At 62.0% G+C, this 13880-nt stretch carries 10 protein-coding genes; 4 read left to right on the forward strand and 6 right to left on the reverse strand.

Annotation, left to right across the window (positions count from 1 at the left end; genetic code table 11):
* Positions 1 to 29: 29 nt before the first annotated feature.
* A complete protein-coding gene (locus ACB032_RS07825; protein WP_371137687.1) occupies positions 30 to 446 on the reverse strand; it encodes a hypothetical protein in 417 nt (138 codons plus the stop codon).
* 66 nt (positions 447 to 512) lie between these two features.
* Here ACB032_RS07825 and ACB032_RS07830 point away from each other — a divergent pair, with 66 nt between their 5' ends.
* Positions 513 to 2243, forward strand: coding sequence for a formate--tetrahydrofolate ligase (locus ACB032_RS07830; protein WP_371137688.1), 1731 nt, complete (start codon positions 513 to 515; stop codon positions 2241 to 2243).
* A gap of 242 nt (positions 2244 to 2485) precedes the next feature.
* Here ACB032_RS07830 and ACB032_RS07835 read toward each other — a convergent pair whose 3' ends face one another.
* Together ACB032_RS07835 and folE are read right to left on the reverse strand one after the other, a co-directional pair.
* Positions 2486 to 4141: a methyl-accepting chemotaxis protein gene (locus ACB032_RS07835; protein ID WP_371137689.1), complete on the reverse strand. Its 1656-nt coding sequence runs from the start codon at positions 4139 to 4141 to the stop codon at positions 2486 to 2488.
* A gap of 411 nt (positions 4142 to 4552) precedes the next feature.
* Positions 4553 to 5209 carry a GTP cyclohydrolase I FolE gene (gene folE / locus ACB032_RS07840; protein ID WP_011705496.1) on the reverse strand — a complete coding sequence of 219 codons (657 nt, stop codon included), beginning with the start codon at positions 5207 to 5209 and terminating at the stop codon, positions 4553 to 4555.
* Positions 5210 to 5514: 305 nt separating this feature from the next.
* On the opposite strand from folE, the gene moeA reads away from it, so the two are divergent.
* On the forward strand, positions 5515 to 6741 hold the full coding sequence (moeA, locus tag ACB032_RS07845; RefSeq protein WP_371137690.1) for a molybdopterin molybdotransferase MoeA: 1227 nt from the start codon (positions 5515 to 5517) through the stop codon (positions 6739 to 6741).
* Positions 6738 to 7493 carry a molybdopterin-synthase adenylyltransferase MoeB gene (gene moeB / locus ACB032_RS07850; protein WP_371137691.1) on the forward strand — a complete coding sequence of 252 codons (756 nt, stop codon included), beginning with the start codon at positions 6738 to 6740 and terminating at the stop codon, positions 7491 to 7493. The genes moeA and moeB overlap by 4 nt, the downstream gene beginning before the upstream one ends.
* A gap of 102 nt (positions 7494 to 7595) precedes the next feature.
* On the opposite strand, the gene ACB032_RS07855 is transcribed toward moeB, so the two are convergent.
* The 3 genes from ACB032_RS07855 to ACB032_RS07865 form a co-directional block, all read right to left on the reverse strand.
* Positions 7596 to 8786, reverse strand: coding sequence for an amino acid aminotransferase (locus ACB032_RS07855; protein ID WP_371137692.1), 1191 nt, complete (start codon positions 8784 to 8786; stop codon positions 7596 to 7598).
* Positions 8787 to 8961: 175 nt separating this feature from the next.
* Positions 8962 to 9903, reverse strand: a complete 942-nt coding sequence (locus tag ACB032_RS07860) for a hypothetical protein (RefSeq protein WP_371137693.1) — start codon at positions 9901 to 9903, stop codon at positions 8962 to 8964.
* A 231-nt stretch (positions 9904 to 10134) separates the two neighbouring features.
* A complete protein-coding gene (locus ACB032_RS07865; RefSeq protein ID WP_017409876.1) occupies positions 10135 to 11256 on the reverse strand; it encodes a porin in 1122 nt (373 codons plus the stop codon).
* A gap of 381 nt (positions 11257 to 11637) precedes the next feature.
* Between ACB032_RS07865 and dinG the strand changes: the two genes are divergently transcribed.
* Positions 11638 to 13710, forward strand: coding sequence for an ATP-dependent DNA helicase DinG (gene dinG, locus ACB032_RS07870; RefSeq protein ID WP_371137694.1), 2073 nt, complete (start codon positions 11638 to 11640; stop codon positions 13708 to 13710).
* The last annotated feature ends 170 nt before the right edge of the window (positions 13711 to 13880 follow it).

A 13880-nucleotide genomic window follows, 5' to 3' on the forward strand; every position in this document is an offset into this window, starting at 1 on the left:
GTCTTGCCGCGGCCGAGGTGACGGGATGGCTAAGAGGCGGCGCTATCGGCAGGCAGCGGCAGCTCGGCCACCAGCAGCAAGTCGCGCAGGCTCAGCTGCCAGCGCGGCAGGCGCTGGCGCAGGGTCGCCAGCTGCGCCTCGTCAAAGGCATAGGGCAAGGTGATGTGCAGGCAGTGGCAATCGAGCATGCCGGCCAGCTGCAGGGTCAGGATGAGATTGGCCTCGTCGGTCTTGTGCTTGTTGATGCGCTTGCCCAGCTCGTGGCGAAAGTGGGTCTCGGGATTCTGGGTCATCGCCTGCCAGCCATAACCAAACAGCGGAATGAAGGCGCTGACGACCCCCAGCGCGGTCAACGGCTGTTTGGGCGGGTGATAGAGGGCGTTGAGATCCAGCTCGATGGGCGTTAGATGCAGCTCACGATTGCCGGACAAAATATTATTACTCATTGGATAACCCTGTTGATTCCACTAGACTGCGCCGCATATTTGACCTGACATGCCAACGAGGTGCTGATGCTAAGCGATATCGAGATCTCCCGCCAGTCCCCCCGTCTCTCCATTCACGCGCTGGCCGAACGCCTCGCCATCCCTTCGCACCAGCTCCATCCTTACGGTCACTACAAGGGCAAACTCAGCCTCGAGCTGCTCAAGTCTCTCCCCAAACCGGCGGGCAAGCTGGTGCTGGTGAGCGCCATCACCCCCACCCCGCTTGGCGAGGGCAAGACGGTGACCACCCTCGGTCTCTCCATGGGGCTCAACCATATCGGCCAGCCCAGCATCGCCACCATCCGCCAGCCGAGCCTGGGCCCGGTGTTCGGGGTCAAGGGGGGCGCCGCCGGTGGCGGTCATGCCCAGGTGGTGCCGATGGAGGAGATGAACCTGCACCTCACCGGTGACTTTCACGCCATCACCGCTGCCCACAACCTGGCGGCGGCGGCCCTCGATGCCCGCCTGTTCCATGAGCGCAAGCTCGGCGACCAGTTCAGCGCCAGAACCGGTTTGCAGCGCCTCGATATCGATGCAGACAACATCCTCTGGCCGCGCACCCTCGACATGAACGACCGCGCCCTGCGTCACCTCACCATCGGTCAGGGGGGCGCCGCCGATGGCGTCGAGCACCAGGATCGCTTCGTCATCACCGCCGCCTCCGAGCTGATGGCCATTCTGGCGCTGGCGAGCAATCTGAAAGACTTGCGCCAGCGCATCGGCCGCATCCAGCTGGCCCGGGACCTGCACGGCAAGCCCATCACCGCCGAGCAGCTGGAAGTGGCGGGCGCCATGACGGTGCTGCTCAAAGAGGCCCTGCAGCCTACCCTGATGCAGACCACCGAGCAGACCCCGGTGCTGGTGCACGCCGGCCCCTTTGCCAACATCGCCCACGGCAACTCCTCGGTGATCGCCGATCGCATGGCCCTCGGCCTCACCGATTACGTGGTGACCGAGGCGGGCTTTGGCTCCGACATGGGGCTGGAGAAGTTTTTCAACATCAAGCATCGCCAGTCCGGCATCACGCCGGCCTGCGTGGTGCTGGTGGCGACGGTACGCGGCCTCAAGGCCAACAGTGGCCTGCTCGACATTCGACCGGGTCAGCCGCTGCCGGAAAGCCTGCTGCGCGAGGATCTGCCGACCCTTGAGCAGGGCTGTGCCAACCTCGGCTGGCACATCGCCAATGCCCGCAGCTACGGGGTGCCGGTGGTGGTCGCCATCAACCGCTTCCCCACCGACAGCGAGGCCGAGCTTGCCTTGCTGGCCCGCGCGGCGCTGCAGGCCGGCGCTTGTGGTAGCGCCATCTCCAGCGCCTTTGCCCAGGGCGGGGCCGGTGCCAGCGAGCTGGCCCAGGTCGTGGTGGCCGCCTGTGAGCAACCGGGCAAGGTCAAACTGCTCTACCCCGACGAGATGAGCCTCGACGCCAAGCTGGCAACCCTGGTGGAGTGTGGCTACGGGGGCCGCGGGGTGACGCTGTCGGACAAAGCGCGCCAGCAGCTGGCACAACTCTCCGCCGAGGGGTGGGAGCACTTGCCGGTCTGCGTGGCCAAGACGCCGCTCTCCATCAGCCATGATCCGGCCCTCAAGGGGGTGCCGACGGACTTCGAGGTGCCCATCGAAGAGGTGAAGCTCTGCGCCGGTGCCGGCTTCGTCTATGCCCTGGCGGGCCCCATCATGACCATGCCGGGCCTTGGCAGTCTGCCGGCCTACCGTCATATCGACATCGACGATAACGGCGAAATAGTCGGCCTGAGCTGATGGTTGATGGTGAGTGGCAGCTGCAGACCAAGCCACCGCCTCGACGCCTGCCACCGGTTACCGTCATATCGATATCGACGATAACGGCAATATCGTCGGGCTGAGCTAAATGATCGGATAAAAAGTCTGGCACCGACCGATGACACTGCGCTCATCGACTCTGCGATCCACAAACCAGCCAGAAACAACAAGGCCCCGCCAATGGACGGGGCCTTCTGTTATTTGCCTGGTGGCAGCAAGATTTAGAGAGTGAAACGCTGGGTCATATGGTGCAGCGTATTGGCCAGCTTGCTCAGCTCCACGCAGGCCTGGGCGGTCTGCTGGGCCCCCAGGGCGTTCTCGTCGGCCGCATTGTGGATGTTGACGATGCTGCGGTTGAGCTCCTCCGTCACCGCGTTCTGCTCCTCGGTGGCGGTTGCGATCAGGGTGTTCATGTCGGTGATCTGGGTGACGGCACCGTTGATGGTGTCGATGCTGCTGCCCGCTTCCCGGGCCAGCCCCACGCTCTCCTGCATCTGCTGGCGACTCAGTTGCATGGCGCTGCCCGCCTCGGCGGTACGCTCCTGCAACACCTCGATCATCTTGCTGATCTCGGCGGTGGAGTTCTGGGTGCGCTGGGCCAGGGAGCGCACCTCGTCGGCAACGACCGCGAAGCCGCGGCCCTGCTCGCCGGCACGGGCCGCCTCGATGGCCGCGTTGAGCGCCAGCAGGTTGGTCTGCTCGGCGATACCGCGAATGACGTCCAGCACCATGCTGATGTTGTTGCTGTCTTGCTCCAGCTGCTGCACCACGGCGCCCGCCTGCTCAATCTTGACCGACACCTCCTCGATGCTGCTGATGGCGCTGCGCACCACCTGGTTGCCCTGGGTCGAGGTGCGGGAGGCATCCTTGGCCGCGCTCATGGCGTCCGTGGTGTTGCGGGCCACCTCGTTCACTGTGGACTGCATCTCGTTCATGGCGGTGGCGACCTGGGAAACCTCGCTCTGCTGGCGAGCCATGCCGGTGGCGGATTGCTCGGAGATGGCGCTCACCTCCTCCACCGCGCTGCTGAGCTGGCTCACCGAGCCGGCGATCTCGCTCACCAGATCCGCGAGCGAACCCTGCATGCGATCGATGGCGGCGCCGAGCTGACCCAGCTCGTCACGCTTGAAGCGACTGCCGCGGATCCACTCCTGCAGTTCGCCCTTGCCCAGATCACCGCTCGCGATGCGCTGCGCCTGACGGGCCAGCATCACCAAGGGATCGCGGATCTGGCGGGTCAGCACGGTGGAGAGCACGGCCGCCAGCCCCAGACCCAGCAGCAGGGCGATGATGATGCTCAGCTTGGCGCTGTCAAACGCCTCCACCACCTGGGCACGGGAGCCCACGGAGTAGCCGTGGTTGATGCGGATCAGATCCGCCACCGACTTGGCCAGATTGGTATAGAGGGTGACGCCCTCGCTCATGAACAGCTGCTGGGCCTCTGCCAGCTGGCCGCCATCCTGCATCAGCCGCACCCGCTGGTGCAGGGCGACGTACTTGTCCCAATCCTGCTTGACGATATCAAAGGTGCGACGCTCCTCCACATCCTCTGCCCAGATGGTGGCGTCGTGGGCTTTGACCTGCCGGGCAACCTCTTGCAGGCTCTGCTCGCTGAGATCCCGATAGTGGGCCCGCTGCTGCGGGTCGGCCGCCACCAGAAACACATCCAGTTCATAGCGGCGCAGGGTGTTGATGGTCTCACCCAGGGTGCTGGTGCGCACCACGGCGGGCAATATGCTGTCGGTAAAGCCGATGGCTGCCCGGTTCATGTTGCCGAACTGCAGCAACGAGAAGCCGCCGATGAAGGCCATCATCAGGCCGAGCACGGCAAAGCCGGCGGTGAGTTTCTTGCCAATGGTCATGGTACTGGTATTCATGGCATGTCCTGGATATGAGTGAACAGATAACGCTCGTCTGGACCGTAGCGATACGATCCGCGGTCACCGCCTCCATGGCGGCTCATCCAGCCTTGATGAATCTATGTCCTTGCATGAACGAGGCGAACAGTGTTGCCAAAGTGCCGAGCTGCCCAACAGCCGAGCCCAAGCCGCGATGGCACATGGCTGGGAAATGGCTGCAAGACCCCGGTCGAGAGAGCCGCCGGAACAGGCACCTTGCCGGCTTGGGTGCGCTCCCAAAGAGCGCACCCAAGCCATGAAAAGATATATCGACCGGGCCTGCCAATCCCTTGAGGAAAATTGTCGGGGCAATCGGCGGGCAGTCAGGAGAAGGAAAAAAGGGGGGAAAGCGAGGAGACATGCCGCCGCGGCGGCACGTCTCCGGGCAGATCAGCGCTTCAGGCCGGCCAGAAATTCGGCACGGGTATCGGGCTGGGTCTTGAACACCCCACCGAGGGAGGTGGTGGTGGTGTAGGAGGTGGAGTCCATCACGCCGCGGGCCTTCACGCAGAAGTGGGTCGCCTTGATGCTGATGGCCACATCCTTGGTGCCGAGCAGGGTCTGCAACGCCAGCAGGATCTGCTGGGTCAGCCGCTCCTGCACCTGGGGGCGGCGGGCAAAGAACTGCACGATGCGGTTGATCTTGGAGAGCCCGATCACCTTGCCACGGGGGATGTAAGCCACATGGGCCAGCCCGTCGATGGTGACGAAGTGGTGCTCGCAGGTGCTGGTGAGGCTGATGTCCCGCACCATGATCATCTCGTCCACCTTCATCTTGTTCTCGATCACCGTCACCTTGGGGAAGGTGGCGTAATCGAGGCCGGAGAAGATCTCGTTGACGTACATCTTGGCGATGCGGTGCGGCGTCTCCGCCAGACTGTCATCGGCCAGATCCAGCCCCAGCGTCTCCATGATGGCGCGCATGTGGCCTTCGATCTTCTCCCGCTTCTGCTGACCGTCCAGTGCATTGGCCACCAGAGGTGTTTCGAGGCCCTCGGCCTCGAGGGCGGCCCTGACCAACAGGGCTTCCCGACTTAAGCTCGTCATCTTGTTCCTCTCCCACGCTCAGGGACTGTGATGGCCGCCTTGTCTATGACGGCATTCTGTTTTGGCGCAATAGTAAACGGCGATTATTGTCATAATTCAAGCTAACTCAAGCCCGTTCCCTGACTTTATGCCAATCCGGCGAATTTTACCCCGCCGGCGCTCCCCATACGGGGGTACCCTTTCGCTCCGGTCGCTGCCTATCTGTGCAGCCAGTCGGTTTTATCCCGCGGCAACCTGCCCATCCAGCTGGATTTTTGGGATAATTCGCCCTCTACTCCCCCTCCATCACACAATGAGGTCATGACATGGGATTTGATACCAGCGGACTACTCCCCCTGAGCGACGCCCTGCAAGGCATGCTGGCACAGCTTGACGGCTGCTGCGACAGCGAACAGCGGCCCCTGCCAGAGGCCCTTGGCCGGGTACTCGCCATGGATATCGCCTCCCCTCTCTCCGTGCCTCCGTTCGACAACTCCGCCATGGATGGTTACGCGGTGCGACTGGCCGATCTCGCCGGCGGAGCCCCCCTCATCATGGCGGGCAAGGCCTTTGCCGGTCAGCCTTATCAGGGTGAGTGGCCCGCCGGCCACTGCGTGCGCATCATGACTGGCGCCCCGGTGCCGGCCGGGACGGATGCGGTGGTGATGCAGGAAGAAACGCAGGCCGACGGCGACAGGATCACCTTTTTGACCACGCCGGTGCCCGGCCAGAACATTCGCCGCCGCGGCGAAGACATCCGCGAGGGCGCCAGCGTGCTCGCTGCCGGTACTCGCCTCACCGCCCGGGAGATGCCGCTGCTGGCCTCCCTCGGCATTGCCAGCGTGCCGGTACGTCGGCCGCTAAAAGTGGCCATCTTCAGTACCGGTGACGAGCTCAAGCCAATCGGCACCCCGCTCGCCCACGGCGACATCTACGATTCCAACCGCTACGGCGTGCGGGCCATGCTGGATCGCATGGGTTGTGATTGCCTCGACCTTGGCATCATCCCGGACGATCCGGCCCAGCTGCGCGCCGCCTTTCTGAAAGCCGATCGCGAAGCTGACGCCCTCATCACCACCGGCGGCGTCTCGGTGGGGGAAGCAGACTTCACCAAACAGCTGCTGGAGGAGCTCGGCGAAATCGGCTTCTGGAAGCTGGCCATCAAGCCGGGCAAGCCGTTTGCCTTCGGTCGTCTGCCCCACGCCTGGTTCTTCGGCCTGCCGGGCAACCCGGTCTCCGCCATGGTCACCTTCGATCAGCTGGTGCAACCGGCGCTGGCCAAGCTGGCGGGCCAACACTTCGAGCGCCCGCTTCAACTGCCAGCCATGGCCGCAGAGCCGCTCAAGAAGGCGCCGGGCCGGCTCGACTTCCAGCGCGGCATCCTGACTCAGGGACCAAACGGCCTGGAGGTACGCAGCACCGGCTCGCAGGACTCCGCCGTGTTCAGCTCCCTGTCGCGGGCCAACTGTTACATCGTCCTGGAGCGCGAGCGGGGTCGTGTCGCGGCAGGCGAGACGGTCACCGTCGAACCGTTCGGGGGATTGCTGCTGTGAGCGAGATCCTGAGCGACGCCGAGCTCTTGCGCTACAACCGCCAGATCATCCTCAAATCCTTCGACTTCGAGGGGCAGGAGGCGCTCAAGCAGGCTCATGTGCTGGTGATCGGCGCCGGCGGCCTCGGCTGCGCCGCCAGCCAGTATCTGGCGGTGGCCGGGGTTGGCCAGCTCACCCTGGTCGATTTCGATCGGGTGGAGCTCTCCAACCTGCAGCGCCAGGTGCTGCACACCGATGAGCGCATCGGCCACTACAAGGTGGACTCCGCCGCCCAGTCCCTGCGCGCCCTCACCCCCTGGCTCAACGTGGAGACCCACGCCGCCGTGGCCGACGAGGCGCTGCTTGATGCCCTATTGCCACGCCACCAGCTGGTATTGGATTGCACCGACAACCTAGCCATTCGCAACCTGCTCAACCAAAAGGCCCGCCAGCACGGCGTGCCGCTGGTCAGCGGCGCCGCCATCCGGCTGGAAGGACAAGTCTGCAGCTTTACCTGGCAGGAGGGGGAGCCCTGCTACGCCTGTCTCAGCGCCCTGTTCGGCGAGCAGGCGCTCACCTGCGTCGAAGCAGGGGTGCTGGCACCTGTGGTGGGTCTGGTGGGCAGCCTGCAGGCGCTCGAAGCCATCAAGCTCTTGGCAGGGATGGGCCGCAGTTACAGCGGCCGCCTGCTGATGATCGACGGCCTTGGCGGCACCTTTCGCGAAATGAAGCTGCCCAAACGCCCCGACTGCCCGGTCTGCTCGCACGGGTGAACAAGGCAGTTTTCGCATCATGATGCGGCTATGAGCAAAAACGAGAAAGCCCGCCGGGTTTCCCTGGCGGGCTTTTTACTGAACGGATGTCAGCGGGGGTGCTTACAACACCTTGGCGATCGCATCGCACAGCGGATCTATGTTGGCACGGGTGATACCGGCCACGCTGATCCGGCCCGAGCCGACGATGTAGATGGCAAACTCGCTCTTGAGGCGATCCACCTGATCCTTGGAGAGACCGGAGAAGGAGAACATGCCGTTCTGCTCGCGGATAAAGCTGAAGTCCTGGTTCACGCCGCGCGCAGCCAGTTTTTCCACCAGCAGCTCACGCATCTCGCGAATGCGCACCCGCATGGCCGCCACTTCTTCCACCCACTCGGCATAGAGGGCCGGATCGCTCACCACGGCAGTGACGACGGCGGCACCGTGTGACGGCGGGTTGGAGTAGTTGGCACGAATGACGGTCTTGACCTGGGTAAAGGCCACATCGGCAATCTCCTTGGTCGCACTGACCAGGGTGAAGGCGCCGACCCGCTCGTTGTAAAGGCCGAAGTTCTTGGAGAAGGAGCTCGCCACCAGCAGCTCGTCGTGGCACTCGGCGAAGATGCGCAGACCTTCGGCATCCTCTTCGATACCGCGGGCAAAGCCCTGATAGGCAAAGTCAAACAGCGGCAGCCAGCCGGCGGCAGCACTCTGCTTGGCCAGTGCGCGCCACTGCTCGGCTGTGGGGTCAATACCGGTCGGGTTGTGGCAGCAGCCATGCAGCAGCACCAGCTCGCCTGCCTGCACTTCAGCCAGAGAGGCCTGCATGGCGGCAAAGTCGAGGCCCTTGCTGGCCGCATCGTAGTACTTGTACCACTTGACGGTCAGACCCGCAGCCTGGAACACGCTGACGTGGTTGGCCCAGGTGGGATCGGAGATCCAGACAGTCTTGGCCAGCCCGTTGCGCACCACGAACTCGGCGGCGATGCGCAGGGCACCGGTACCGCCCGGTGCCTGAGCAGTCTTGGCCCGGCCGCTGGCGACCAGCGCAGAATCTTGTCCGAACAGCAGTTGCTGCACGATGCGGCCATATTCGATATTGCCTTCGATACCGAGGTAATTCTTGGTCTTCTCGTCGGTCAAGAGCTTCTGCTCGGCTTTCTTGACGCAGTGGAGAATGGGGGTGGCACCGGTCTCATCCTTGTAGATCCCGACCCCCAGGTTGATCTTGTGGCTGCGAGAGTCAGCACGGAAGGCTTCGGTCAGGCCCAGGATCGGATCCGCTGGGGCGGCAACAACCTTTTCAAACATGGTATTCCCTGTATTCCGTTGAGTTCGTTGGCTGGCAAAGCGTGTTGGCACACCGTCCGTGACACGCAAAACACGTGGCAAACAAAAGCGCCCATCTGGCGAGCGCTTCGTCAACTCTTTATATCACCGTGCAGAGTGGGGGCAAACCGCTTTTTCGGCCGGATCTGTGGCAATCTCAACCGATGGCATGCCACTGCGGCGCCAACGCGCACACCTCGGCAGACAAGCCACCATTGGACTCAACCAAACCGCTACAAACTGCTAACAATGGCTTGGGAATCCGGCTCGGCTCCCAGGGACGGGAGTCGGTCAGCGGCAGGGCATAGGCCAACATGATGGGAGCCAGTGAGGTAGGCAGCCACCAGCTGGCCGGACGGCCCAGCCGTTGGGCCAGGGTCAGCACCCGATCCACCCCGCTCGGGTCGAGGGAGGTAAGATGGCTCCACTGCACCTGGGGCGGCAGAGCGGCGATCACTTGCTGCAGCGCCTGCTGCGCCGAGGCGGGAGCCCAGACCAGCAGCGTCCCCACCGGCAGCACCAGCTCGGCAAAGGCGCCGACGCTGTCGGTGGTGATCACCCGCAGCAGCTCCCCCTCCCCCCACAGGATCTTGCCGAGGCTGGCCAGGGTACGCTCAGGCAGTACCACCTCGCCGAGCGCCTGCAACCAGGGGGCGGCATCGAGCAGGGTGCCGCCACTGAAAAAGAGGCTGAACGGCTGGGGGGCGCGCAGACGCAGCAGCTGATCGGCGCAGAGCCGGATCCCCTTGTCTTCAAAATCGATCTGCTCGTTAGGGGAAAAGCTCACCTCGCTCTTGCGATAGAGCGCGCCGAGCACCCGCTCGTTGACCTGCTCCGCCAGCTGCCACCCCTGCCCATGAAGCCACTCCTCCGGGGTTGGTGGTGCCGTGGCGATCTCGGCCAGCGTCAGTTCACGGGTCAGGTAGCGGCGGCCGGCGGGTGTCAGCTCATAGTGGTGGTTGCCCAGCGCCAGCAGCAGCTGGTTGTCCTTGAGCAGGCCCAGCAGGGGTTGCCACTGACGGGCGCGGACCACCGAGGTGGGGTTGTCCAGCAGCTGGCGGGCCAGCTCCCGCCACTGCGGGTGACTAAAGTCAATCAAGCGTCATCCTTTCCTGTCTGCCGAACATCCTGCAACGAGCTGAATAATCTAGCGATTTGCTGACCAGGAGCCAAGTACAGAAAAGAGACAACGTGAACTGGCGCAAACCAAGCAGGAGAAGGAGAGAATGATCAACAGAGGGGGGACAGAGATAATCAGGTGGGAAGCAGATAAAACAAAACGGCCAAGTAAGCTTGGCCGTTTATCAACTAAATCAGCACAGAGGCTTGATTAGAAGTTGTATTGCAGGGCAACGGTCCACTCGTCGTCCATCTTGTCGATACCCTGGATTTTGTACTCGGTGTAGGCTTTCAGCTTGGAAGTGAAAGCGTACTGTACGCCCAGCAGGGTTTCGTCAACGATGTCTTGGTACTCAGCACCAGCTTTGTTGGAAGCAACTTTACCTTCAGTGAAGTTGTAACCAGCCAGGAAAGTCCAGGCATCAACGTTGTAGGAAGCAGCCAGCTCGTAGCCACGGCCTTTGTCTTTGTCACCACCGGTGGTGGTGTCATAGCTCAGATCTGCTTGGGTGTAGACACCGGCGAAGTAGAAACCGTTGATGGCGTAGTGCGCACCCAGTGCCCACTCTTTCTTGTCGCCAGTGTTGTTTGTTGCGGTATTTTCCAGATCGGAGTAAGCGTAACCTGCGTTCAGACCCAGACCGAAGTCGAAGTCATAACCAGCAGCAGCGGCATAACCGTAGTTACGCTTAACATCTTTGCCGTACACCGCTTTTTCTTTGATACCTTGACCAACATCGGTAACTTTAACGGCTTTGTCATCATTGGTTTGATAGGACAGTTTGCCTTTGAAGCCGCCGTAGGTGTTGGAGTAGATGACCTGACCTTCTTGACGACCGTCATAGAAGTTACCTACATCGCCCCACTCGTTGAAGATATCGGTCGGTTCCAGCACGTCGTAGAACGCGGTGTCAGTCTGACCGAAGATGATCTTACCGTACTGGGTGCCGTCGAAACCAACGTAGATGTGGCGGGAGTCAAACTTGTTGGCAGAGTTTTCAGCAGAAACTTGCCACTCGGTCTTGGCGATACCGGACCAGGTGTTGTTCAGGGCAATCTTGCCGGACCAGCCCAGACGGGAAGAACCAACCAGCTCACCATCGACATCAGAGTAATGAGCCGCGGTACCAGGAGTATATTCCGGAGTACCAGTTTCACTGAAACCCCAAGATCCATCGGTAGCAGCTACAGATTTGTTGTGGTCACCGTAGTAGTTAGCCTGAACACGGCCGTATACGTCAAAAGTGGTACCGTCTTTGTCATAAACCACTGCAGCGTTAGCGGCAGATGCGAACAGAGCCGGGATAGCAATAGCCAGAATTGTCTTTTTCATAGTTTCCAATGCCTACTGTAATTAAACACTAAGTCGTTGTTATTCCCTGTGTTAGCGATGTACTTTGCATCACTATGGCGCCGAGACTAGCACCGGGTTTTCCAATCCGCAATGAAAAAACTTGGAACTTTTTACGAAAAGCATAGTCATAGCGGAAAAATTGTGACCTGAATCCCACATTGTTTGCACGTCATGGGAAAACGTTTACAGTGATAACCGCTGGTATTATTCGGTCAGATTGGTGATTTATCACACAATAGCGGTGCCACGCCCTATATAAAGAAGAGGAGGTCGGATCTGTGCGTTGCCACATGCCTCGACCCGGGTTGCCAGTTGCAGGTATCCTGTCCCCCTTCACCCTGTGCAACGGTCATTTTTTTCATGCTGTCTACCCGTCTCAAAACCACCATTCGCAATACCTATCGACAAATTGCCGATGGCTTACCCGGTTTTGTGCCGCGCAAGGAGCAGAATTTTCTGGTGGCCGAGATAGCCAAGACACTGACCGGGGAATATGACAAACAGCGTCGCATCCTGGTGGCCGAAGCCGGAACCGGCATCGGCAAGTCTCTCTCCTATGCCCAGGGGGCCATCCCGGTGGCACGGCTCACCCAGAAGAAGCTGGTGATCTCCACCGCCACCGTGGCGCTGCAGGAACAGCTGATCCACAAGGACCTCCCCTTCTACCACCGCCACAGCGAGCTGCCGTTTCGCTTCATGCTGGTCAAGGGACGCCAGCGCTACTGCTGCGAGCACCTGCTGGAACAGGCCGCAAACGGCAGCGAGGTGGCCAACTTCGAGTTCGACTTCGGCAGCCTCAGCAAGCACAAGCCATCAGAATCCGACAAGAGCTGCTATCAGGCGCTGTGGCAGGCCTACACCGACGGCAAATGGGATGGCGATCGGGACAACTGGCCCAAACCCATCACCGATCTCTGCTGGGATCGCATCGCCGCCGACCGCCACACCTGCAACAAGGCGCTCAGTCATCATCAGCACTGCCCCTTCCACCGCGCCCGCAACGACATGGATGCTGCCGATGTGCTGGTGGTCAACCACGCCCTGCTGCTCTCCGACCTCACCATGGGGGGCGGCATCATATTGCCGCCGCCGGACGAGTGTATCTATGTGCTGGACGAGGCCCACCACCTGCCCACCATCGCCCGCGATCACGGCGCCGCCTCGGCCAGTGTCAAGGGTTCGCGCCGCTGGCTGGAGAAGCTTGCGCAGGGTGCCGGCAAGCTGGCCAGAATCCTCAACAAGGAGAGCCTGCTCGATCCCCAGCTCAAGCTGCAGGATGCGCTGGCCTCTCTGCAGCCGGATCTGAAGGCGCTGGAGCAATGGCTCGCCGCCAACGACCGGCTGTTCAATGAGGAAAAACACTATCGCTTCGCCGATGGCGTCTTGCCAGACCCTCTGCCGATGCTGGCGGAGAACCTCAAGGAGGCGAGCAAGAAGGCTCTGCGGGCGCTGGACAGAATGCAGGGCGCCATTGGCGAGGCGTTGAAGGATGGCGAGATCCGCCGCAAGGAGGCCGAACCCCTGCTGGCTGAGAGCGGCTTCTATCTGCAGCGGCTGGAGGGGTTTTGCGCCCTGTGGGAGATGCTGGGGCGGCACGTGGCACAAGGCAAAACGCCGTTGGCTCGCTGGATGGTCAAGAGCGATGACGGCGACATCTGGCTGCATGCCTCCCCCATCGAGGTTGGCTATCTGCTGGAAGAGTGGCTCTGGTCCAGGTGTCTTGGCGCCGTGCTGGTGTCGGCGACCCTGACCGCCCTCTCCTCGTTCAGCTATTTTCGCCATCAGGTGGGGCTCAAAGAGCACGACGGCACCCGCTATCTGCGGCTGCGCTCCCCCTTCGATTACCAGAAGGCCGAGCTCTATCTGCCCAAAATGGAACACGAGCCCAGCTCCCCCGCCTTCACCCAGGAGCTCATCAGCGCCTTGCCCCGCCTGCTGGCAGGCAAGGAAGCGAGTCTGGTGCTGTTCTCCTCCTACCGGCAGATGAACGAGGTGGCGGTGGGGCTGCGGGCCAAGGGGCTCTCCCTGCTGGTGCAGGGCGAAGCCTCCCGCAATGCCCTGCTCACCCTGCACAAGCAAAAGTGCGATGGCGGCCAGGCCAGCATCCTGTTCGGCACCGGCAGCTTCTCGGAAGGGCTGGATCTGCCCGGCCACTACCTCACCAACCTGGTGATCACCAAGCTGCCATTTGCGGTGCCCAACTCGCCAGTGGAAGAGGCCACCGCCGAGTGGGTCGAGAAGCGGGGCGGCAATCCCTTCCTGCAGCTGACGGTGCCGGAGGCCTCCCGCAAGCTCATTCAGGCCTGCGGTCGTCTCATCCGCAAGGAGGCGGACAGGGGCCGGGTCACCATCCTCGACCGACGTCTATTGACCAAGCGTTATGGCAAGGGGCTGCTCGACGCGCTGCCCCCCTTCAGCCGTCGGATTGAGTAAGACAAAGGTCGATTGGCTCGGCCAGAACCAGTGCCGTGGCTCGCGTTCGCTTTAAACAGCGGGGCCGAGAGGCAACCCAGGCGCCATAAACGCCTATTGCTGCCCTTGGGCAAACCTGTAAAAATGAGCCCCTGTTTTTCAGTGGGCACTCGCCGACTGTTCAAGGAGAT

The organism is Aeromonas sp. S5(2024) (assembly GCF_041403025.1).
Taxonomy (GTDB): Bacteria; Pseudomonadota; Gammaproteobacteria; order Enterobacterales; family Aeromonadaceae; genus Aeromonas; species Aeromonas hydrophila.

What these genes read in the sequence shown, in the direction of transcription:
- dinG (WP_371137694.1), top strand. Translation starts at nt 11,638, where the DNA reads ATGCTGTCTACCCGTCTCAAAACCACCATTCGCAATACCTATCGACAA.
- moeA (WP_371137690.1), top strand. Translation starts at nt 5,515, where the DNA reads ATGGGATTTGATACCAGCGGACTACTCCCCCTGAGCGACGCCCTGCAA.
- ACB032_RS07830 (WP_371137688.1), top strand. Translation starts at nt 513, where the DNA reads ATGCTAAGCGATATCGAGATCTCCCGCCAGTCCCCCCGTCTCTCCATT.
- ACB032_RS07835 (WP_371137689.1), bottom strand. Translation starts at nt 4,141, where the DNA reads ATGAATACCAGTACCATGACCATTGGCAAGAAACTCACCGCCGGCTTT.
- ACB032_RS07825 (WP_371137687.1), bottom strand. Translation starts at nt 446, where the DNA reads ATGAGTAATAATATTTTGTCCGGCAATCGTGAGCTGCATCTAACGCCC.
- ACB032_RS07855 (WP_371137692.1), bottom strand. Translation starts at nt 8,786, where the DNA reads ATGTTTGAAAAGGTTGTTGCCGCCCCAGCGGATCCGATCCTGGGCCTG.
- folE (WP_011705496.1), bottom strand. Translation starts at nt 5,209, where the DNA reads ATGACGAGCTTAAGTCGGGAAGCCCTGTTGGTCAGGGCCGCCCTCGAG.
- ACB032_RS07865 (WP_017409876.1), bottom strand. Translation starts at nt 11,256, where the DNA reads ATGAAAAAGACAATTCTGGCTATTGCTATCCCGGCTCTGTTCGCATCT.